Annotated in this window: 21 protein-coding genes; 9 read left to right on the top strand and 12 right to left on the bottom strand. The window is 70.3% G+C overall.

Annotated elements, in window-relative coordinates:
* From ACWCQS_RS18320 to ACWCQS_RS18305, 4 genes are all read right to left on the bottom strand, one after another.
* Nucleotides 1–663, bottom strand: a 663-nt coding sequence (locus ACWCQS_RS18320) for an ALF repeat-containing protein (protein ID WP_451005341.1), incomplete at its 3' end; no start/stop codon positions are given.
* Between the two features lie 210 nt (nucleotides 664–873).
* Nucleotides 874–2,433 carry a S1 family peptidase gene (locus tag ACWCQS_RS18315; protein ID WP_451005340.1) on the bottom strand — a complete coding sequence of 520 codons (1,560 nt, stop codon included), beginning with the start codon at nucleotides 2,431–2,433 and terminating at the stop codon, nucleotides 874–876.
* Nucleotides 2,434–2,490: 57 nt separating this feature from the next.
* A complete protein-coding gene (locus tag ACWCQS_RS18310; protein ID WP_451005339.1) occupies nucleotides 2,491–3,015 on the bottom strand; it encodes a hypothetical protein in 525 nt (174 codons plus the stop codon).
* A gap of 263 nt (nucleotides 3,016–3,278) precedes the next feature.
* Nucleotides 3,279–4,472 (bottom strand): extracellular solute-binding protein, encoded by a 1,194-nt coding sequence (locus ACWCQS_RS18305; protein ID WP_451005338.1) that lies wholly within the window; start codon nucleotides 4,470–4,472, stop codon nucleotides 3,279–3,281.
* 182 nt (nucleotides 4,473–4,654) lie between these two features.
* Between ACWCQS_RS18305 and ACWCQS_RS18300 the strand changes: the two genes are divergently transcribed.
* On the top strand, nucleotides 4,655–4,984 hold the full coding sequence (locus ACWCQS_RS18300) for a hypothetical protein (RefSeq protein WP_451005337.1): 330 nt from the start codon (nucleotides 4,655–4,657) through the stop codon (nucleotides 4,982–4,984).
* Between the two features lie 60 nt (nucleotides 4,985–5,044).
* Here ACWCQS_RS18300 and ACWCQS_RS18295 read toward each other — a convergent pair whose 3' ends face one another.
* Nucleotides 5,045–6,484 (bottom strand): gamma-aminobutyraldehyde dehydrogenase, encoded by a 1,440-nt coding sequence (locus ACWCQS_RS18295; protein ID WP_451005336.1) that lies wholly within the window; start codon nucleotides 6,482–6,484, stop codon nucleotides 5,045–5,047.
* Between the two features lie 170 nt (nucleotides 6,485–6,654).
* On the opposite strand from ACWCQS_RS18295, the gene ACWCQS_RS18290 reads away from it, so the two are divergent.
* From ACWCQS_RS18290 to ACWCQS_RS18260, 7 genes are all read left to right on the top strand, one after another.
* Nucleotides 6,655–7,176, top strand: coding sequence for an Lrp/AsnC family transcriptional regulator (locus tag ACWCQS_RS18290; protein ID WP_388627961.1), 522 nt, complete (start codon nucleotides 6,655–6,657; stop codon nucleotides 7,174–7,176).
* A 19-nt stretch (nucleotides 7,177–7,195) separates the two neighbouring features.
* A complete protein-coding gene (locus ACWCQS_RS18285) occupies nucleotides 7,196–8,560 on the top strand; it encodes an aspartate aminotransferase family protein (RefSeq protein ID WP_451005335.1) in 1,365 nt (454 codons plus the stop codon).
* 196 nt (nucleotides 8,561–8,756) lie between these two features.
* Complete coding sequence (locus ACWCQS_RS18280; protein WP_451005334.1) at nucleotides 8,757–9,503, top strand: ABC transporter ATP-binding protein; 747 nt, start codon at nucleotides 8,757–8,759, stop codon at nucleotides 9,501–9,503.
* Nucleotides 9,485–10,936 (top strand): hypothetical protein, encoded by a 1,452-nt coding sequence (locus ACWCQS_RS18275; RefSeq protein ID WP_451005333.1) that lies wholly within the window; start codon nucleotides 9,485–9,487, stop codon nucleotides 10,934–10,936. The genes ACWCQS_RS18280 and ACWCQS_RS18275 overlap by 19 nt, the downstream gene beginning before the upstream one ends.
* Before the next feature lie 100 nt (nucleotides 10,937–11,036).
* Complete coding sequence (locus ACWCQS_RS18270; RefSeq protein ID WP_451005332.1) at nucleotides 11,037–11,444, top strand: VOC family protein; 408 nt, start codon at nucleotides 11,037–11,039, stop codon at nucleotides 11,442–11,444.
* Nucleotides 11,445–11,460: 16 nt separating this feature from the next.
* Nucleotides 11,461–12,588 (top strand): LOG family protein, encoded by a 1,128-nt coding sequence (locus ACWCQS_RS18265; protein WP_451005331.1) that lies wholly within the window; start codon nucleotides 11,461–11,463, stop codon nucleotides 12,586–12,588.
* Between the two features lie 192 nt (nucleotides 12,589–12,780).
* Nucleotides 12,781–13,440, top strand: a complete 660-nt coding sequence (locus ACWCQS_RS18260; protein WP_451005330.1) for an LAETG motif-containing sortase-dependent surface protein — start codon at nucleotides 12,781–12,783, stop codon at nucleotides 13,438–13,440.
* Between the two features lie 71 nt (nucleotides 13,441–13,511).
* On the opposite strand, the gene ACWCQS_RS18255 is transcribed toward ACWCQS_RS18260, so the two are convergent.
* From ACWCQS_RS18255 to ACWCQS_RS18230, 6 genes are all read right to left on the bottom strand, one after another.
* Nucleotides 13,512–14,309 (bottom strand): maleylpyruvate isomerase family mycothiol-dependent enzyme, encoded by a 798-nt coding sequence (locus tag ACWCQS_RS18255; protein ID WP_451005329.1) that lies wholly within the window; start codon nucleotides 14,307–14,309, stop codon nucleotides 13,512–13,514.
* 25 nt (nucleotides 14,310–14,334) lie between these two features.
* Nucleotides 14,335–15,354: an ABC transporter ATP-binding protein gene (locus tag ACWCQS_RS18250; protein ID WP_451005328.1), complete on the bottom strand. Its 1,020-nt coding sequence runs from the start codon at nucleotides 15,352–15,354 to the stop codon at nucleotides 14,335–14,337.
* Between the two features lie 29 nt (nucleotides 15,355–15,383).
* The gene (locus ACWCQS_RS18245) at nucleotides 15,384–16,985 is read right to left on the bottom strand and encodes an ABC transporter permease (RefSeq protein WP_451005327.1); all 1,602 of its coding nucleotides are present in this window, start codon (nucleotides 16,983–16,985) and stop codon (nucleotides 15,384–15,386) included.
* 47 nt (nucleotides 16,986–17,032) lie between these two features.
* A complete protein-coding gene (locus ACWCQS_RS18240; RefSeq protein WP_451005326.1) occupies nucleotides 17,033–18,118 on the bottom strand; it encodes a thiamine ABC transporter substrate-binding protein in 1,086 nt (361 codons plus the stop codon).
* A 217-nt stretch (nucleotides 18,119–18,335) separates the two neighbouring features.
* The gene (gene rlmN / locus ACWCQS_RS18235; protein ID WP_388627993.1) at nucleotides 18,336–19,442 is read right to left on the bottom strand and encodes a 23S rRNA (adenine(2503)-C(2))-methyltransferase RlmN; all 1,107 of its coding nucleotides are present in this window, start codon (nucleotides 19,440–19,442) and stop codon (nucleotides 18,336–18,338) included.
* 112 nt (nucleotides 19,443–19,554) lie between these two features.
* Nucleotides 19,555–19,761 carry a hypothetical protein gene (locus ACWCQS_RS18230; RefSeq protein WP_451005325.1) on the bottom strand — a complete coding sequence of 69 codons (207 nt, stop codon included), beginning with the start codon at nucleotides 19,759–19,761 and terminating at the stop codon, nucleotides 19,555–19,557.
* Between the two features lie 251 nt (nucleotides 19,762–20,012).
* Here ACWCQS_RS18230 and ACWCQS_RS18225 point away from each other — a divergent pair, with 251 nt between their 5' ends.
* Nucleotides 20,013–20,669, top strand: coding sequence for a YceI family protein (locus ACWCQS_RS18225; protein WP_451005324.1), 657 nt, complete (start codon nucleotides 20,013–20,015; stop codon nucleotides 20,667–20,669).
* 20 nt (nucleotides 20,670–20,689) lie between these two features.
* On the opposite strand, the gene ACWCQS_RS18220 is transcribed toward ACWCQS_RS18225, so the two are convergent.
* Nucleotides 20,690–21,136, bottom strand: coding sequence for an SRPBCC family protein (locus ACWCQS_RS18220; protein WP_451005323.1), 447 nt, complete (start codon nucleotides 21,134–21,136; stop codon nucleotides 20,690–20,692).
* Nucleotides 21,137–21,218 lie beyond the last annotated feature (82 nt).

The following is a 21,218-nucleotide window of genomic DNA, read 5'->3' as shown; positions in this document are numbered from 1 at the left end:
CAAGAACGCCCGGATGTCATCCGCCGTGCCGTTCAGCGCGGCCTGCCCGGCCTTCTTCACCTCCGGGCCGCCCGCATCGATGATCTGCGCGACCTTGACCCGCTGGTCCTGGAAGTACGGGTCCTGCCAGCCGCTGGAAAGAAAGGCGCGTAGGTCGTGTTCCGACCCGCCCAGGGCCTTCACGGCAGCGTCCTGCAGGTTTCGCCCGCCGACGCTCGCGAGCTGCGCTGCGCTGACGCGTTCGTCCTGGAACTCGGCGCTCCAGGCCGACTTCGCCAGGAAATTGGTGACGTCGTCGTCACCGCCGGTCAGCGCGGCTTCCGCAGCGGCCCGCACCTCGGGGCCGCCCGACGACCACAGGTCGAGCACCCGAGCGCGGTCGGCCGACCCGCTGTTGCCGGCACCCGCCGGTGAACCGTCGGCCGCGGCACGGGAGGGAACACCTGCGAGCAGACCGGCAGCAAGTGCGATGGGCAGCAGAATCAGACAGAGGATGCGTATCGGATGCGAGCCTGTTCTCGCCGCGATACTCCCGGGATTCATTTTCCTCAACTGTCTCTCGAATCGTTCGTGGGAAAGCGAAATGAGCAGCCGGTGCCGGCAGGCGCGCACGTCAGGTGTGGGCCTCGGTGTCAGTGGCGTGGGTGCGTCTGCGGCGGACATGCCGTGAGCGCGGCCGCAGCGGTGGCCGTGAAGCCGCGTCGCCCGGCCGCCCGGCACGCCGGTGAGCTCCCTCGTCGCGCCGGCGGCGCGTTCACTGGCGTGGTAGGGCGGACCGGGGGCGCTGGCGGGCGACCGTGCTCATCGGGCCTGCGGACACGGCGACGGGGACCGGCCCGTGGGCTGAGGGCCCGAAGGCCGTGTCCGGGTGGGTCAGTTGGCGGGTGCGAGCTGGATCTCGTCGTGGAGGCCCTTGGCGTCGACGCCGGTGAAGTAGCTGACGTGGCCGTCGTTCCAGCGGACGAGGATGTCGTTGGCGGTGGTGTTGGTGCTGAAGGCGCCGACGGTGATCGCGGCCGCGTTGACCCAGTACGACTTGGCCGGCCTGACCTTGATCTCGCCGGGCAGGGCCTTGGCGTTCATGCCGGGATAGATCGTGGTCTCGCCGTCGATCCAGCGCACCAACACGTCGTCGGTGCTCTTGCCGGTGAAGGAGCCGGTGGCGAGTTTCTCGGCGTCGGGCCAGGTGTTGTTCTTGGCCACGGTCTGGGTCTGCTTCTTCAGCCCGTTGGCCGCCAGGTCGCTGAAGACGGAGACGTGGCCGTCCTTCCAGGTCACCAGCAGGTCGTCGCGCAGGCCGTTCGCGGTGAAGCGGCCCGCGGTCAGCTGCCGGGCGTCGTCCTTCCATTCGGCGGTGTTCGGCGGGGCGAGCTGCTTCTCGCCGTGGAAGCCCTTGGCGTCGACCGTGGTGTAGAGGGTCATCTCGCCGTCGGTCCAGCGGACCACGACTCCGTCGGTGCCGCCGCCGGTGTTGACACCGGTCACGTCGACGGCGTGGGTCCAGACGCTCTTCCCGGGCTGCAACTGGTGTTCCGCGGCGAAAGGGCGGGCGGGGTCGTTGCCGTAGCCGCCCTGGTAGAGGGTGACCTCGCCGTCGTCCCAGACGACGATCAGGTCCATGTGCCGGGTGCCGCCCGCGGAGTCACCGGCGTAGTAGCCGGCCGTGAGCTGCACGGCATGCTTCCACGGGGCGGCCGCGAAGACAGGGGCGTAGGCGACCTGCTGGACCCACGAGGACAGGTCGTCGACCCGCGCGGCCACCGCGCCGGTGCGGGTCTCGGCCGGGTCGTTGCCCAGGCAACCGCCCTGCCAGGAAAGACTGCTGACACCCACGACCGCTCCGGCGGTACTGAGGACGGGACCGCCGGTGTCGCCCTTGCAGATCGCGGCGCCGTCGGACTTGCCGGTCAGGTCGAGGGTGGTGGCGGCGGTGTTCTGGACGGTGAACGCGGCCGCGTGGACCTGGTCGGGCACCCATTCGTCGTGGGTACGTCCGAACCCGGCGGCCTGGACCTCGTCCCCGGCGGCCGGCGAGGCGCCGGCCACCGGGAGGGGGGTGATACCACTGACGGGCTTGGCCAGTTGGGCCATCACCACGTCCCGGTCCGTGCGCGGCACCAGGTTCACCACCTGCTGGGCGCCGCCACCGATGGTGGCGGTCGTCTTCAGCTTCGGCGCGCCGGACGCGAGCGTCCCGCCCGGGGTGTCGGTGAAGCAGCTCGCGGCCGTCAGCAGCCACTGCGGGGCGACCAGGGTGGCCGAACAGCCGCGCTGGCCGCCGACATCGAGGCGGGCGGTGGCGGCCGAGACCGTGGCAGAAGCGGTCGGGCCGGACACGGCGGTGGCGGGTGCGGCGGTCACAGCGGCGGCGGCCAGCGAGCTGGCGGCGATCAGACCGCCGGTCCACGCGGCGCGCGGACGAAAACGAGACATGAAAGTTCCTTGCTGTCGTGCGAGAACGGGTGAGACAGAGCAGGCGGGTGGGCCGGGTCAGCCGGTGACCCGCAGTTCCAGCAGCACGGCCGGTGCCCCGCCGGCCGCGCCCTCGCCCACGCTCTGGTAGCCGTTCTTGTCCACGCTCACGGTCTTGGCCGGCGCCGTGGGATCGGCCTGCGGCCGCAGGTCCGCGCTGATGGGATGGTCGGTGGTCTCCAGCGCGAACACCCGCGGCAGTTCGAGGCTGAGGTAGCCGCTCTTCGCGTTCGCCTTGAAGCAGTACGCGCCCTGCGGGTTGCCGCTTTGGCCCTGCACGGTGAGGACCTTGATCTGGTGGGCGGAGTCGTCGCAGGTGGCCAGGGTGATGTGCCCGTCGCCCTTGATCAGCTTGATGCCCTGGTCCCGCTGGATCTGATCCGCGTTCGGGTAGGCGTAGTCCTCCACCGCGGACGGCGGCGTGGCCCCGGCAGTTCCCCCTGTCGGCTGCGGGTCGGCGGACGCGAGCATCGGCATGCCCGCGACCGCCAGAAAGACAGCAACCCCCGCGACCGGGAGCATCCTGCGCATACGAGGAGTCACCCGAATTCCTTTCCAGGCCCGGGTGACGGCATGACGGAATAACATCTGCAGCCCCCCGTGCACACAGACGTAAAGCAAAAATAAGTGGTCGAGTGCGACCCTAAAGCAGCGTCAGTTATGGGAACAACGTGACCATCGCCATGCGGAATCCACGGAACCTACACGGCGGATTCACTGTAGGGCAGGGATAGAACCGCACAAATTTGGCACATCGCCCCTCAAGTGCGGCCACTTCCCTCGCCGGACAGCGCCGCACGAGACCCCTAAAGCCCCACGATCCTGTTCCACCGCTTGGCGAAATCCACCCGCTCCGTGGAGGTGATGTCCCGGGCGATCACCAGGCGCCTGCGCATGGCGGAGTCCGGGAACATCAGGGGGTTTTCGGCGAGGGACGCGGTGTCCTTGTCCTTCGAGGAGGCCAGGACGTCCTGGGCGGCGGGCACGGGGCAGACGTAGTTGACCCAGGCGGCGAGCTCCGCGGCGACCGCGGGGTCGTAGTAGTAGTCGATCAGGCGCTCGGCGTTGGCCTTGCGGCGGGCGCGGTTGGGGATCATCAGGGAGTCCGACCACAGCTCGGCGCCCTCCTCGGGGACGACGAAGCGGATGTCGGGGTTGTCGGCCTGGAGCTGGATGACGTCGCCGGAGTAGGCCTGGCAGGCCAGGACGTCCCCGCTGACCAGGTCCTTGGTGTAGTCGTTGCCGGTGAAGCGGCGGATCTGGCCGCGGTGCACCTCGCGCTCCACCTCGTCGCAGACGGTGTGGAAGTCGTCCGCCGTCCACCGGGTGATGTCCACGCCGTTGCCCTGCATGAGGAGGGCGAAGGACTCGTCCAGGCCGGACAGGAGGGTCACTCGGCCCTTGAGGTCGCTCGCCCAGAGGTCCTTGACGTGCCGGATCTCGCGGCCCAGCTTCCTGCGGTTGTACGCGATGCCGGTGATGCCCGACTGCCACGGCACCGTGAACCTGCGGCCCTTGTCGAAGGCGGGCGAACGGAGCAGCGGGTCCAGGCACTTGGCCACGTTCGGCTGGTGGGCCCGGTCCATCTCCTGGACCCAGCCGAGCCGGACGAACCGGGCGCACATCCAGTCGCTGATGACGATCAGGTCGCGGCCGGTGGACTGATGGTTCATCAGCGCCGGGCTGATCTTGCCGAAGAACTCGTCGTTGTCGTTGATCTCCTCGACGTAGTCCACGGAGACCCCGGTGCGCTTCTCGAACGCCTCCAACGTGGGCCGCTTGTTCGGGTTCTTGTCATCGGTGTCGATGTACAACGGCCAGTTCGCCCAGGTCAGTCTCTTGTCGCCCGCGGACTCGTCGGCGACGGCCCGGTCACCGGGCGCGACATAGGCGGCGGGCACCCCGCAGCCGGCCAGGGCACCGAGCGCGGCGGTGCCGCCGAGTGCGCGCAGGAGGGAGCGGCGGGACATCGGTGACGTACGAGAGGAAGTCCGGGGCATCCCGGAAGGATGCCGTTCCGCCGCACGGACCGACAATGGACGCTGCGTCGAGCAGGCCTCCGGCTGTGAGACACCTTGTCGGTCACGGTCATCCGCCGTTGCCGGGGTACGGCAGCGAACGGCCGGGAAATCCTCCGGTTTCTGCAGGTGCCCCGGCCGTCTCCCAGCCGGACAACGGCCGGATGTTGCCACGGGGTGAGCGGCGCCGCAGGGCGCGGGAGGAAGCAACCCGTTTCCAGGACCAGTTGACGGCGTTCGGCGAGTTGCTGGCCGGGCATCCCTTCGCCACCGGCCGTCCGGGCACCACGCACATGATGGCCGTCGAGTACGCCCGTGCGCTGGACGCCTACGACAAGGCCACCCGGGAGGCCGCACGAAACCCGGCCACGCAGCTCTTCCTCTCCCCGCTGCTGGTGCTCGCCGGGCGCCCCCTGTTCCTCGGCGGCCTCGCGCTCACCCTGGCGGCCGTCTCCGGCGCGCTGATCGGAGCGCTGACAGGCCATCAGTGGTGAGCCGGCCCCCGGACGGGAGGGTGAACCCGTCCGGGGGCCGCTCACTGCTGTCGCCGGTGCCTACTCGCCCAGGGACGTCATCACGTGCTTGATCCGCGTGTAGTCCTCGAAGCCGTACGCCGACAGGTCCTTGCCGTACCCGGACTTCTTGAAGCCGCCGTGCGGCATCTCCGCGACCAGCGGGATGTGGGTGTTGATCCACACGCAGCCGAAGTCGAGCTTCTTGGACATGCGCATGGCGCGGGCGTGGTCCTTGGTCCACACCGAGGAGGCGAGGGCGTACTCCACGCCGTTGGCCCACTCCACGGCCTGGTTCTCGTCGGAGAAGGACTGGACGGTGATGACCGGGCCGAAGACCTCCTTCTGGATGATCTCGTCGTCCTGCTTGACGCCGGAGACGACGGTCGGCGCGAAGAAGTAGCCCTTGTCGCCGACCCGCTTGCCGCCGGCCTCCACGCGCGCGTGGGCGGGCAGCCGCTCGATGAAGCCCTCGACCTGCTTGAGCTGGTTGGGGTTGTTGAGCGGGCCGAAGAGGACGTCCTCGTCGTCCGGCTGACCGGTCTTGGTGTCCTCGGCTGCCTTGGCCAGCGCGGCCACGAACTCGTCGTGGATCGACTCGTGGACGAGGACGCGGCAGGCGGCCGTACAGTCCTGGCCGGCGTTGAAGAAGCCCGCCACGGAGATGTCCTCGACGGCCTTGGCGATGTCGGTGTCCTCGAAGACGACGACCGGGGCCTTGCCGCCGAGCTCCAGGTGGACCCGCTTGAGGTCCTTCGACGCCGACTCGGCCACCGACATGCCGGCGCGGACCGAGCCGGTGATGGAGGCCATCGCCGGGGTGTCGTGCTCGACCATCAGCCGGCCGGTCTCACGGTCGCCGCAAACGACGTTGAAGACGCCCTTGGGCAGGACCGAACCGATGATGTCGGCGATCAGGACGGTGGAGGCCGGGGTGGTGTCCGAGGGCTTGAGGACCACGGTGTTGCCGGCCGCGATCGCGGGGGCGAACTTCCACACGGCCATCATCATCGGGTAGTTCCAGGGCGCGACCTGCGCGCAGACGCCGACCGGCTCACGGCGGATGATCGAGGTCATCCCCTCCATGTACTCGCCGGCCGAGCGGCCCTCCAGCATCCGCGCCGCGCCCGCGAAGAAGCGGATCTGGTCGACCATCGGCGGGATCTCCTCGGAGCGGGTGAGCCCGATCGGCTTGCCCGTGTTCTCCACCTCGGCCGCGACCAGTTCCTCGGCGCGCTCCTCGAACGCGTCCGCGATCTTGAGGAGAGCCTTCTGACGCTCGGCGGGGGTGGTGTCGCGCCAGGCCGGGAAGGCGCGGGCGGCGGCCTCCATCGCGGCGTCCACGTCCGCCGTGCCGGACAGCGGCGCGGTCGCGTACGCCTCGCCCGTCGCGGGGTTGACCACCTCGGTGGTCCGTCCGTCGGCGGCGTCCCGGAACTCACCGTCGATGTAGTTGCGCAGACGACGCAGCTCGGTGCTCACTGCCGGCCTCCTGATCTGGTTCTTTCCGTCCACTCACTGAGACACCCACCCTAGCCGCCGCGCCCACGTTTTCAACACCCCCACCGCCGCGAGTTCTGCGAAATCCGCACGACCGGGACTCTTAAACAACGAATTTCATCGATCGGGGCTTGCGAAACTGTCGAGACCTCGTGCACAGTGAGGCCGTGGCCAGTCGAAGCGCAGACCAGAGGGACTCCACCCGCGAGTCCAGGAACGGCGGCACCCCCCAGTTGGATGCCGTCTCCCTCGCCATCATCCAGCAGCTCCAGGAGGACGGCCGCAGGCCGTACGCCGCGATCGGCAAGGCGGTCGGGCTCTCCGAGGCGGCCGTGCGCCAGCGCGTCCAGAAGCTGCTGGACCAGGGCGTGATGCAGATCGTCGCCGTCACGGACCCGCTCACCGTGGGCTTCCGCCGGCAGGCGATGGTCGGGATCAACGTCGAGGGCGATGTCGAGTCGATCGCGGACGCGCTGACCGACATGTCGGAAGTCGAGTACGTGGTGATGACCGCGGGCTCGTTCGACATCCTCGCCGAGATCGTCTGCGAGGACGACGACCACCTGCTGGACGTCATCAACAAACGCATCCGGTCCCTGCCCGGAGTGCGCTCCACCGAGAGCTTCGTCTACCTGAAGCTGAAGAAGCAGACCTACATGTGGGGAACCCGATAACCGTGAGGACCCGATAACCGTGAGCACCAAGGACCTCAGCCGCAGCGCGTACGACCACCTGTGGATGCACTTCACCCGCATGTCCTCGTACGAGAACTCCCCCGTCCCGACCATCGTCCGGGGTGAGGGCACCTACATCTACGACGACAAGGGCAAGCGCTACCTCGACGGTCTCGCGGGTCTGTTCGTGGTCCAGGCCGGTCACGGCCGTACGGAACTCGCCGAGACCGCGTTCAAGCAGGCCCAGGAGCTGGCCTTCTTCCCGGTGTGGTCCTACGCCCACCCCAAGGCCGTCGAGCTGGCCGAGCGCCTCGCCGACTACGCCCCGGGCGACCTGAACAAGGTCTTCTTCACCACCGGCGGCGGCGAGGCCGTCGAGACGGCCTGGAAGCTCGCCAAGCAGTACTTCAAGCTCAAGGGCAAGCCGACCAAGTACAAGGTCATCTCCCGCGCGGTCGCCTACCACGGCACCCCGCAGGGCGCCCTGTCCATCACGGGTCTGCCCGGTCTGAAGGCCCCGTTCGAGCCGCTCGTCCCGGGCGCGCACAAGGTGCCGAACACCAACATCTACCGCGCGCCGATCTTCGGAGACGACCCGGAGGCCTTCGGCCGCTGGGCCGCCGACCAGATCGAGCAGCAGATCCTCTTCGAGGGCCCGGACACCGTCGCCGCGGTCTTCCTGGAGCCGGTGCAGAACGCCGGCGGCTGCTTCCCGCCGCCGCCCGGATACTTCCAGCGCGTGCGCGAGATCTGCGACAAGTACGACGTGCTGCTCGTGTCGGACGAGGTCATCTGCGCCTTCGGCCGCCTCGGCACCATGTTCGCCTGCGACAAGTTCGGCTACGTCCCGGACATGATCACCTGCGCCAAGGGCATGACCTCGGGCTACTCCCCGATCGGCGCCTGCATCATCTCCGACAAGCTCGCCGAGCCGTTCTACAAGGGCGACAACACCTTCCTGCACGGCTACACCTTCGGTGGCCACCCGGTCTCCGCCGCGGTGGGTCTGGCCAACCTCGACCTGTTCGAGCGCGAGGGCCTGAACCAGCACGTGCTGGACAACGAGGGCGCCTTCCTGCAGACCCTGCAGAAGCTGCACGACCTGCCGATCGTCGGCGACGTCCGCGGCAACGGCTTCTTCTACGGCATCGAGCTGGTGAAGGACAAGAACACCAAGGAGTCCTTCAACGAGGAGGAGACCGAGCGCGTCCTGTACGGCTTCCTCTCCAAGGCGCTGTTCGACAACGGCCTGTACTGCCGTGCCGACGACCGCGGCGACCCGGTCGTCCAGCTCGCCCCGCCGCTGATCTCCAACCAGGAGACCTTCGACGAGATCGAGCAGATCCTGCGCGCGACGCTGACGGAGGCGTGGACCAAGCTCTGAGCCTGATTCGTCCGATCAGCTGATCTACCCCGGCCCCGGTGCCGTCCGTTCGAGTGAGAACGGCGGCCCGGGGCCGTGTGCTGTCCGGCCTCCCGGCGACGGCTGCCTAGCGTGCCAGTGACCGATCGGCCCAGCCTTCGTTCCCCCACACGAGGGATGAGGCACGGGAAAACGGATCAGAACGAGGTGTACGCCCATGGAGGCCGAGGCCCCGCCGGACAACGACGTGCTCTGGGCACGCTCCCTGCACTTCAGGCACCCCGACGGCTCCCCGGGACTCGCCGGGATCTCGCTCGGCGTGCGCGTGGGCGAGATCCTCGCCGTCACCGGCCCGCGCGGCAGCGGCAAGACGACCCTGCTGCGCTGTCTGTCCGGCCTGGTGCCGGTGAACGGCGGCGAGGTGTGGTTCAACAGCACACCCCTGCACACCCTGGGCCCGATGCGCCGGGAACGGCTGCGCCGGAACCACTTCGGCTGGATCGACCCGGCGCCGGTGCTGGTCCCCGAGCTGAACGCCTGGGAGAACGCCGCACTCCCCCTGATGCTGCGCGGCGCCGGCCGCCGTAGGGCCAAGGTCGCCGCGCTGGAATGGCTGGAACGGCTCGACGTCGGCGACCGGGCCCGCAACCGCCCGCACGAACTCCGGCAGGCCGAGCGCCAGCGCGTGGCCATCGCCCGGGCGCTGGCCCCGGCCCCCACGGTCCTCTTCGCCGACGAGCCCACGGCTCCGCTGCACCACGCCGACCGCACTCACGTACTGCGCACGCTCACCTCGGCCGCCCGCTCGCACGGCATCACCGTGGTCCTCGCCACTCACGACTCCGACACCGCTGCCCTCGCCGACCGCACCGTGGCCCTGCTGGACGGCCGGCGTGTCAGCACCGTGCACCTGCCCGAAGCCCCCGAGACGGAAGGCCGCGCCGCGTGGTCGCTCTCCGTCTGACGGGGGCGGCCGGGCCCGCCGTCCAGTTGCGCCGCCTGCTGGTGGCCGCGGCGGCCGGCGGCACCGGCTTCCTCCTGCTCGCCTGCCTCGGCTACGCCGTGAACCACCCGGACCACGCGGACGCCGCCGCGCTGCGGCTCGCCTGGTGCGCGGTGCCGCTCGCCGCGACCGTGTACTTCGCGCTGGCCGTCGCCCGCACCGACCCCGGCACCCGGCCGCGCACGGGGCTGTCCGCCGTGGGCCTCGGTCCGGCGCGTCTGATGGCGGTCTCCGCGCTGACCACGGCGCTGTCCTGCACCCTGGGCTCCCTGCTGGCCGCGGTGGCCTTCCTCCATCTGCGCGGCGACCTCACCGCCGCACCCTTCGGCGGCGCTGCGGGGGACTTCCTGGCCGCGGGCAAACACCTCCCGGTCCCGGCGGCCCTGACCCTGCTGGGCCTGGTCCCGGCCCTCGCGTCGGCCACGGTGGCCCTGACCCTCCGCCCGAAAGACCCCCGCCCCACCACCCCGCTCCTGCGCAGCTACGGCCGCTTCGGGGCGTACGGCTACTCGATGGCTCGGGAGACGTTCGGGGCGTACGGGAGATTTGGGGCGCACGGGCGGCCGGGGACCGATGGTGCTCGGGACAAGCACGGGGAGACGGCCGACGACGAGCAGGCCGGCGGCGCCCACGACGGCGAGCGGCCCGGCCGTCAGGCGGCGGGCGCACGCGACGACGGCGCGCAATCCCATCCGCACCCCGCGGGCCGTGGTGACTCCGGGGCGGCACGGGCGGACGCGGACGGCGGCCACACATCGCCGGACGGCGAACCCGGCCCCGAGCCTCCCGCCCAGGACGGGGCCTGGGCCGACGGCACCCCCCAACCCCCCAAAGAGGCCCCCGTCGGCCTCCCCTGGGGCGTCGCCCTGCTCGCCACCGGGCTCGCCGTCCAGGCCTACGCCGACCACGCGCACGCCGCCCTGCTCCTCGGCCGGCTCCTCACCGCGACCGGCCTGGTGCTGGCCGGCCCCGGCCTGACCCATCTGTGCGGCCGGCTCCTGCAGTGCACCCGCCCCGGCGCCCTCCGCCTCCTGGCCGGACGGGTCCTCATGACGGAGGCCACCCGCATCGGCCGCCCCCTCGGCGTCGTCTGCGCGGTCGCGTCCGCCGGCTACGCCATGGCCACGCTGCACTCCGGCCCGGCACCGGCGTTCGGCCCGCTGACCACCCTCGGCGCGCTCCTCGTCACCGGCTGCACGGTCGCCACCCTCCTCACCGCGGCCGTGGAGACGCGCCAGTGCCAGGCCGACACGACCGCCGCGCTGCTCCGGCTCGGCGCCCCGGCCTCGATGCTGCGCGCGGCCGCGACCCTGCGCGCGGCGGCCCTGCTGGCGCTGTTCGGCCCGCTCACCCTGGCCGTCGCCGCCCTGGCGGCTCTCCCCGTGGACCGGTGAAAAAAGATCTGCGGCGACCGATGAGTTCTCCCGGGGCCCCCGGTCTACCCACCGAACACGCTGACCCTGAACGAGCGAACCGCCCCGGGAGAGACACCTCATGTACCAGCAGATGATCTTCGTGAACCTGCCCGTGAACGACCTCGACGCCTCGAAGAAGTTCTTCACGGAGCTCGGCTACACGATCAACCCGCAGTTCAGCGACGAGAAGGCCGCCTCCGTGGTGATCAGCGACACCATCGTCGCGATGCTGCTCACCAAGCCGTTCTACGCGACCTTCACCGAGAAGGAGATCGCCGACGCCACGAAGACCAGTGAGGTGCTGGTCGCGCTGAGCGCCGAGAGCCGCGAGAAGGTGGACGAACTGGTGGACAAGGCCCTCGCGTCGGGCGCCACCCCGAGCGGCCAGACCCAGGACCTCGGCTTCATGTACGGCCGCGCCTTCGACGACCTCGACGGCCACACCTGGGAGGTCATCTGGATGGACCCGGCGGCGGTCCAGGGCTGACACCTAGCATGGGCGGGTGCATCCGACACCCGCCCAGCCGAACCGTGCCGCCCGCGACCGTGAGATCGAGTCCCTCGCCGAGTTCGACGAGGTCGTCGCCGAGCACGGCACACTCGCCCGATACCGAATCCAGGCCGTCGATCTGACGAGCCGTACGGACGTCCTGCTCAGCACCGACACGACCGGCGCCGTCTTCCTCGGCTGTCCCATGGACGCCGAGGCGGCGACCGGGGTGCGCGCCTCCGGGGCCCTGGTGTTCCCGCCGGTCCCGGGGCTGCCGTTCGACCCGTACCGCGGTTTCGTCTACGCGCCCGGCGAACTCTTCGACTCGCTCGACCAGGGCTACGAGGCGACTCCGGACGCCCGGGCCTACGCCTGGTTCCAGCAGACCAGAGCCGACGGCGACATCTTCGCCTCGATGCTCCGCTCGGTCCACGACGACGCCGTCTCCGACGCCCTCGACGAACTCCTCGTCGGTGCCCGGGTGGTGGGCGTCATGGGCGGCCACGCCATGGAGCGCGGTACGGCCGCGTACGCCGGCGCCGCCCGCCTCGGCCGGGAACTGACCCGTGCCGGGTTCACGGTCGCCACCGGCGGCGGTCCCGGCGCGATGGAGGCGGCGAACCTCGGCGCGTACGCAGCGCCCTTCGCGGACGAGATGCTGGACGACGCGCTCCGGCTCCTCGCCAAGGCGCCCTCGTTCAGGCCCTCCGTCACCGACTGGGCGCGCGCCGCCTTCGAGGTCCGCGAGCGCTGGCCCGGCGGCGGCGCGTCGGTGGGCATCCCCACCTGGTTCTACGGCCACGAGCCGCCCAACGCCTTCGCCGCGCACATAGCCAAGTACTTCGCCAACGCCACCCGGGAGGACGGCCTGCTGGCCCGCTCGAACGCCGGGGTGGTCTTCCTACCGGGCGCCGCCGGGACCGTACAGGAGATCTTCGACAACGCGACGCCGAACTACTACGAGTCGCGGGGCGAGCCGACGCCGATGGTGCTCGTCGACGAGGCGCACTGGACACGGGAGTTGCCGGCCTGGCAGCTGTTGCGGGCACTCGCCCGGGACCGGTCGATGGAGTCCCGTATCACCCTCATTGACCGGATCGAGCAGGCTCCGGACGCGATCAAACGTCTCGGTGTGCAATAAGCGGGTAAAGCCAACGGCCGTTGACGGCATATGCGTTGACACTGCTTATGGAGCGCTTATAGACCTGTGAGCCTCTTGGGGGTGATGGGGCACTCACCTCATCCGGTGCCTCAACTCCTCCTGAACCCCCCGCAGTTTGCACTCTGTAAAGGACAAACGTTGTCCATAACTCACCGTGGCGTACGTCGTTCCGTGCGCGCTCTGGGTGTTGTCTCCGCTTCCGCCGCGGTCGTGCTGGGTCTGTCCGGCTCGGCGTTCGCGTGCAACATCCAGGACTTCAAGGCCGAAGCCAAGTGCGACGGCCAAAAGGGTGTCATCGTCGTCACCGACACCGACGGCTACGGCACCCCGGCCCAGGTCACCGTGTTCCTCGAGAGCAACGGTGGCGTCGAGACCCAGGTGGGCAAGCAGGAGGTCAAGGGCTCGGCCGAGGGCACTCCGGTCACCTTCTCCGAGGACTGGAAGCCGAACGCGACCTACCGCATCCACATCAAGGCGGCCAACATCCTCGACGCGGACATCAAGGAGAACTTGGTGACCCCGTCCACCGCCTGCAAGACCGAGAGCTCCACCCCGACCCCGCCGGCCTCCTCGACGCCGAAGCCGTCGCCGTCGACGTCCGCCCCGACGGGGTCGGCGACCCCGACCCCGTCGGCCTCCGGATCCAGCTCCGCTCCGGCGGGCACGTCCGGCAACGCACCATCCCCGGCGGCCGGTGACTCGAACCTCGCCGAGACCGGTGCCAACTCCAACACCGGCCTGATCGCCGGCATCGCGGGCGCGCTGGTCGTCGCCGGCGGTGGCGCTGTCTGGTTCGGCATGCGCCGTCGTGGCACCCGCGGCAACGGCTGACGCCCTTCCCGCAACAGGTACGGCGCCGCGGCCCGTTCCCCTATCCCCAGGGGACGGGCCGCGGTCGTGTGTCAGCCGAAGGTGGCCTGCTTCCGCCAGAACTCCAGCAGCTCACGCTCGCCGAGGATCTCGAGGCCTGGGGCGTCCAGGGGCAGCCGGTTGTAGAAGGCGAGCAGCACGGAGGTGAGCGGGCCGCGCAGGGCGACCGTGGCCTTCTCGTGGCCGCGCCGCCAGCCGATGCCGTCCTCGCCCAGCTCGATGAGCCACTCGGCGTTCAGCTCCGGGCCGGTGTCGGTGGCGTGCAGATGGATGCTGCGGCCCGGGCCGCGCAGCTCCGTGGCCCACTCCCGCACCCCGGTGCGCTGCACCCACTCCACGAGCTGCAGCCACTCGTCCAGCGCATCGGCGGCGACCTCAGGCGCGACCTCGTAGGGCGCCCCGACGGTGAGCGCGGCGTCCGCGCGGTGAACGGTGATCTCATGGGTCATCCGGCGGGCCCAGAACGCACTCGTGGACGTGCCCGTCCAGGCCCACACCTTGGCGTCGGGACCGGCCTCGCGCAGCGCCTCCACGACCTGCGCGCCGGCCTCGGCGAGCCATGCGTCGAGGGCTGCCGCGTCCCCTTCGGCGTCCGGTCCCCCGCCGAGCGGCACCTGCTCGTGCGGGACCATCTCCTCGGCCCGGGTCCGGACGAGTGTGGCCACCCAGCGCAGGGCGCCGCCCATGTGCCGTACGAGCTGTTCCAGCGTCCACTCGGGGCAGGTGGGCACGGTGGCCGTCAGATCCGCACCCGAGGTCACCAGCGCCCTGAACTGGCCGACCTGGAGTGCGATTTCGTCGCAGTAGCGATCGTGTGCGAGCAATGTCATGCCCCTCACCCTAGGGGCCCGGCGATCAGCCGAGGACGACCGTTTCGGTCGCGTCGAACTCCACGCCGACCGACGCGCCGACCTCCGGGGCCTCCCGCAGCGCGCAGGCCGCCTCCAGGCGCGGCCCGTCCGCGGGCTGGAGGTGGACGGCCACATGGGTGCCCTTGAAGGTGCGCGCGGTCACCGTGCACGACAGTCCGGCGCCGGCCGCCACGAGCCGTACCCCGGCGGGCCGGACGAGCAGGGTGCGCGCGCCCTGAGGGGAGCCGTCGGGGACCGGCAGCTTGCCCCAGGGGCTGTCGGCGGCCGTCCCCGCGACGGTCGCCTCGGCCACGTTGTCGAAGCCGAGGAAGCGGGCCACGAACGCGTCGGCGGGCCGCTGCCACACCTCGAGCGGGGTGCCGGACTGCGCGATCCGCCCGTCCCGCATCACCACCACCCGGTCGGCCAGCGCGAACGCCTCGCCCTGGTCGTGGGTCACGGCGAGCACGGTCGTACCCAACCGGCCGAACAGCTCCCGCAGTTCGACCACCAGGCGTTCCCGGAGCGAGCGGTCGAGCTGGCCGAGCGGTTCGTCCAGCATGAGCAGCCGGGGCCGGGGTGCGAGCGCGCGGGCGAGGGCCACGCGCTGCTGCTCGCCGCCGGACAGGGAGGCCACGGCCCGCCGGGCGGCCCCGGGCAGCCCGACCAGGTCCAGCAACTGCCCGACCTCGACGGCCCGTTCGCCCTTGGCGACGCCGTGCATGCGCAGCCCGAACGCCACGTTCGCGCCGACGTCCCGCTGCGGGAAGAGCTGGTGGTCCTGGAACATCAGGCCGACGCCCCGCCGGTGCGCGGGCACACCCGACTGGTCGCGGCCGTCGAGCAACACCCGCCCGCCGGACAGCGGCTGGAGCCCGGCGACCGCCCGCAGCAGGGTCGACTTCCCACTGCCGCTCGGCCCGAGCACACACACCACCTCGTGCTCGGCGACGTCGAGATCGACCGCGTCGAGCACGGCCCGCCCGCCGAAGCGCACGGTCGCGGCATCGAGGCTCAGCAGCATCCAGAACTCCTCAGTCCGGCCGGCAGCATCTAGAACTCCCCCGTCCGGTCGGTGCGCAGCCGCTCCAGGAGCAGCAGCGCGGCGGCGCACACCACCATCAGAATGGTCGAAAGGGCCATCGCCTGGCCGTAGTTGAGGTCTCCGGGGCGGCTGAGCAGCCGGGCCACGGCGACCGGAAGCGTGGGGTTGTCGGGCCGGGCGATGAACACGGTCGCCCCGAACTCGCCGAGCGAGACGGCGAACGCGAACCCGGCCGCGACCAGCAGCGCCCGCCGCACCAGCGGCAGGTCCACCTCCCGCCACACCCGCCAGGGCGAGGCCCCGAGCACGGCGGCGGCTTCCCGGAGCCGTGCGTCCACCGCGCGCAGCACGGGCAGCATGGTCCGTACGACGAAGGGGGCGCCGACCAGCGCCTGCGCGAGCGGGACGAGGATCCAGGACTGCCTCAGGTCCAGCGGCGGCTTGTCCAGGGCGATCAGGAAGCCGAAGCCGACGGTCACGGCGGAGACGCCGAGCGGCAGCATCAGCAGCGCGTCGAAGCCCCGGACCAGCCGTCCGGCGTCCCGGCGGGCCAGCGCGGCGGCGGCGAGACCTCCGATCACTACGGCGATGGCGGTGGCGGCGACGGCGTACTGCAGCGAGGTCCACACCGCATGGACGGGCGCCACCAGGAACGTACCGCCGTCGGAGTTCGTCAGCGCCCGGTAGTAGCCGAGGCCCGGCGCGTCCAGGGAGCGGCGGACCAGGACGGCGAGGGGCAGGACGAGCAGCAGCGCGATGGTGACGAGGACGCCGGCGAGCAGGGTCCACTGCCCGGCGCCGCGCGGGCGGCGGGCGGTCGCCTTCGGGTCGACCAGCCGCAGGGCGATCTCCTGGCGCCGTACCGTCCAGGCGTGCACGACGAGGATCGCGCCGACCGCGACGAACTGGACGAGGGTGAGGACAGCGGCGGTGGAGAGATCGAAGACCTCGGAGGTCTGCCGGTAGATCTCCACTTCGAGGGTCGAGAAGGTGGGGCCGCCGAGGATCTGGACGACACCGAAGGAGGTGAAGGTGAACAGGAACACCATCAGCGCGGCGGCGGCCACGGCGGGCGCGAGCGCCGGGAGGGTGACCTTCCGCCAGGCGCCGAGCGGAGACGCACCCAGCATGCGGGCGGCCTCCTCCTGCCGGGGGTCGAGCTGGGACCACAACCCGCCGACGGTCCGTACGACGACCGCGTAGTTGAAGAAGACGTGGGCCAGCAGGATCGCCCACACCGTGGTGTCCAGCCGTACGCCCCACAGGTCGTCCAGCAGCCCGCCGTGCCCGACGAGAGCGAGGAACGCGCTGCCGACGACGACGGTCGGCAGCACGAACGGGACGGTGACGACGGCCCGCAGCACCTGCTTGCCCGGGAAGTCGAGCCGGGCGAAGACATGGGCGGCGGGCAGCGCGAGCAGCAGGGTGAGCGCGGTGGACGCGAGCGCCTGCCAGGTGGTGAACCACAGTACGTGCCGGATGTCCGGCTGCGTGACCACCTCCGCGAGCCGCCCGAACTGCCAGACGCCGTCGACCTTCAGCCCGCGCGCGACGATCGCGGCCACGGGCCAGGCGAAGAACAGCGCGAAGAACGCGACGGGCAGGACCATCAGTCCGAGCCGCGCCGCGCTCCCGCGCCAGTCCCTCCTGCGGGGGGCTACTTCAGTACGAGCGAGGTCCACGACCTGACCCACTGGTCACGGTTGGCGGCGATCTTGCCAGGGGCCATGGTCTCGGGGTGCTCGGCGGCCTTGCCGTACTCGGTGAACTCGGCGGGCACCTGCGCACCGTCGACCACCGGGTAGACGAACATGTTCAGCGGCATGTCCTCCTGGAACTCCTTGGAGACCAGGAAGTCGATGAACGCCTTGGCACCCTGGGGGTTCTGGGCGTTGCTGAGCAGCCCGGCGAACTCGATCTGCCGGAAGCAGGTGCCGTACGACACCCCGGTCGGGGCCGTGTTGGGCCGCTTCTTGGCGTAGATGACCTCGGCGGGCGGCGAGGAGGCGTACGACACGACGAGCGGCCGGTCACCGCCGGCCTTCCTGCCCTCCGACGAACCCGAGAACTCCTGGTAGTACGCCTGCTCCCAGCCGTCGACGACCTTGACGCCGTTGTCCTTGAGCTTCTTCCAGTAGTCCTGCCAGCCGTTGTCGCCGAACTGGGCGGCGCTGCCGAGCAGGAAGCCGAGGCCGGGCGAGGAGGTGGCGGCGTTCTCGGTGACCAGCAGGTTCTTGTACTCGGGCTTGGCGAGGTCGGCGAAGGACTGCGGCGGGGTCAGCTTGTGCTTGCCGAAGTAGGCCTTGTCGTAGTTGACGCAGATGTCGCCGTAGTCGATCGGCGTGACCCGGTGCTTGTCCTTGTCGAGCTGGTAGGCGGCGCCGGTCTTGTCGAGGCCCTTGGCGGTGTACGGCTGGAAGAGGCCGTTGTCGAGGGCGCGGGACAGCAGGGTGTTGTCGACGCCGAAGAAGACGTCGCCCTGCGGGTTGTCCTTGGTCAGGATCGCCTTGTTGACGGCCTGCCCGGCGTCGCCGTCCTTGAGGACGCGGACCGTGTACCCGGTCTTCTTCTCGAAGTCCTGGAGCACGTTCTTGGAGACGGCCCACGAGTCATGGCTGACGAGGGTCACGGTCTTGGCGCCTGTGGACGACTTGGCGTGTGACGACGCGTGCGTCGATCCGCACGCGGACAGCGTGATCAGGCCGAGCCCGACCGCCACGGCCACGAAGGTCTTGTTGTGCACTGGATGTCCTCCTGGGGGTTGGCCAGGAAGAGACGCGGCCCTGCCCGGGCCTTTGTGGAAAGGACCCGGGCAGGGCGCAACAGCTCGAGTGATGACCGAACTTCCTACCCAGAATGACCTGGGCGAGGTTCAGAGGGTCTGCGGCCCTGTCCGCCGCACTCTCAGCGCTGTGGCGCTCCCCTGTCGGAATATGAAGATGTGATGGACGGTGGCCAGATTACCGCTCGGTGGCCGCCAGCTGACCACAGGCCCCGTCGATCTCCTGGCCACGGGTGTCCCGGATGGTGACGGGCACACCATGGGCGGCGATGGCCTCCACGAACGCCTTCTCGTCCTCGGGCCGCGAGGCGGTCCACTTAGAGCCCGGAGTCGGGTTCAGCGGAATGAGGTTGACGTGCACGGGCTTGCCCTTGAGCAGCCGGCCCAGCCGGTCCCCTCGCCAGGCCTGGTCATTGATGTCACGGATGAGCGCGTACTCGATCGACAGCCGGCGCCCGCTCTTCTCGACGTACTCGAACCCGGCGTCCAGCACCTCGCGCACCTTCCAGCGCGTGTTCACGGGGACGAGGGTGTCGCGCAGCTCGTCGTCGGGGGCGTGCAGGGAGATCGCGAGCCGGCACTTGAAGCCCTCGTCGGCGAACCGGTGGATGGCCGGCACGAGCCCGACGGTGGACACGGTGATCCCGCGCTGGGAGAGCCCCAACCCGTCGGGGGCGGGATCGGTGAGCGCCCTGATGGCACCGACCACGCGCTTGTAGTTGGCGAGCGGCTCCCCCATGCCCATGAAGACGATGTTGGAGAGCCGGGCAGGCCCACCCGGCACCTCTCCGTCCCTCAGCGCCCGCATCCCGTCCACGATCTGGTGGACGATCTCCGCGGTGGACAGATTCCGGTCGAGCCCCGCCTGCCCGGTCGCACAGAACGGGCAGTTCATCCCACACCCAGCCTGCGAGCTGATGCACATGGTGACCCGGTCCGGGTACCGCATCAGCACGGACTCGACGAGGGTCCCGTCGAACAGCCGCCAGAGCGTCTTGCGGGTGGTCCCCTCGTCGGTGGACAGATGCCGGACGACGGTCATCAGCTCGGGGAACAGTGCTTCCTGGAGCTTGGCACGCGATCCGGCGGGGATGTCGGTCCACTGCTCCGGGTCGTGCGCGTACCGCGCGAAGTAGTGCTGCGAGAGCTGCTTGGCGCGGAACGGCTTCTCCCCGATCTCGGCCACCGCGTCCTTGCGCTCGGCGGGCGTGAGATCGGCAAGATGCCGCGGCGGCTTCTGGGCTCCGCGCGGGGCGACGAAAGTGAGTTCTCCGGGCTTAGGCATGGCTGTACCAGTGTCGCAGATCCACTTGGGTGACCTGCGGGTGTCGCCGGCTACGGCTACAGGAGGAGGGCCCAGCCGAGTGCGACTGAGCCCTCCTGGTCCGATGCGCCACTCAGATGCAGGGGACGTTGGCGAAGCCCGGGTAATAGAAGCGCCCGGCCGGACCAGCGCTGTGGATGCAGCGGTCGAGGCTGGGGCTCTGGGGTTTCGGGCTCTCGGTGGCGGCGGTCGCGGTCGGGGCGACGAGGAGGGTCGCCCCAAGGATCATTGCCGCCACCGCCGACTTCTTGCCCGGCATGTACCTCCGGAACGTCTTCATTGCCGCCCTCCTTCGGGCCGAGACGGGAGCGCCGCGCGGTTCACAGGGCGACGGTTCGGCGCTCGTGATTCCGCCTATCGTCATATGCCACAGACATGACGTCAATACCCCAAATCAGGACACCGGTCGCATATCCAATGTGTCGGGACGGGACGGTTGCCGTTACTACGACCTGTGAAGTTCTGCCGGGGAACGGTCGGGTTTCCTGATCGGGCCTTGTCCGGCCCCCTGCGCTGACGTACCCACGAGCCATGAACCTTTTCGGCCGCAACTCCTTCCACCGGCGCGCGCAGCAGTCCGCCACGCCCGTGGCCGCCGCCGGCCCGGCGGCCGGTGCCACCGGTACCGCCGTTCTTCCCGATCCCGGGCTGGCGGCCCTCACCGGCGAATGGCTGATCGATCCCGCGCACAGCAGGATCGGGTTCTCCGTGCGGCACGCAATGGTGACGACGGTGCGGGGCGCGTTCACCGAGTACGAGAGCCGTCTGTACTTCGACGGCCGCGAGCCGGCCCGCTCCCGGGCCGACATCGTGCTGTACACGGCCAGCGTCGACACGGGTGTCGAGCAGCGCGACGCGCATGTGGTGGGCCGGCAGTTCCTGGACGCCGGGGCGCACCCCCGGATGACCTTCACGAGCACGTCCGTGCAGCTCGCGGGCGAGGACGTCTACCGCATGACCGGCGATCTCACGATCAAGGACACCACCCGCCCCGTCGACCTGGAACTCACCTACATCGGTCATGTCATCGACGCGTTCGGTGACGAGCGGGTCGGCTTCGACGGCACCACCACCATCAAACGCTCCGACTGGGGACTGACCTACGACGCCCGGCTGGCCCAGGGCGGGGCCATGGTGAGCGAGAAGGTCCGCCTCCAGTTCGACATCGCCGCGATCCGGGCCAGGTGAGGACTCCCCCGGCTGGACGGCTAGATCGCGGCGTGCTCCAGCCGCTCCTTGAGCAGCCGCTCGTTCTCCGGGAGTTCCCGGCGCACCTGGGGGCGTATGACGAGAGGGATCAGCACCCTGCCGAGGCCGTGGCCCTCGAAGTCCAGGTCCATGGTCACGCGGGTACGGCCGTCGGGGAGCGGGACGACCTCGCCGTGCACCCGGCCCCGGACCGGGCCCTCGGTGCCCTGCATGCTCCAGGAGCGCGGCGGTTCGAACTCGGTGACCCGCATGGTCGTCGGGACGTCGCGGCGGCCGACATGGCGGGTGATCCGGATCCGGGACCCGAGTCCGAAGGGGCTGTCGTCGAGCTGCTCGACCGACACCGCGCTCTTCTGCCACTCCGGCAGGTGGGACGGGTCGCTGAGGTACGCCCAGACATCGCCCGGACTCCGGTCGACGTCGATCTCTTCATGGAAGGCGGCCATGAGGCCCTCCTTTCCCGGACAGAGGGCTCTACCCTCCAGATCGTCCCACCTCAGGAGCCGTACGACCAATGCCGACGGGCCC

It is taken from the genome of Streptomyces sp. NPDC002076, assembly GCF_053593835.1.
The sequence above is the reverse complement of the archived record's forward strand: the minus strand, read 5'-3'. Positions and strand labels throughout refer to the sequence as shown.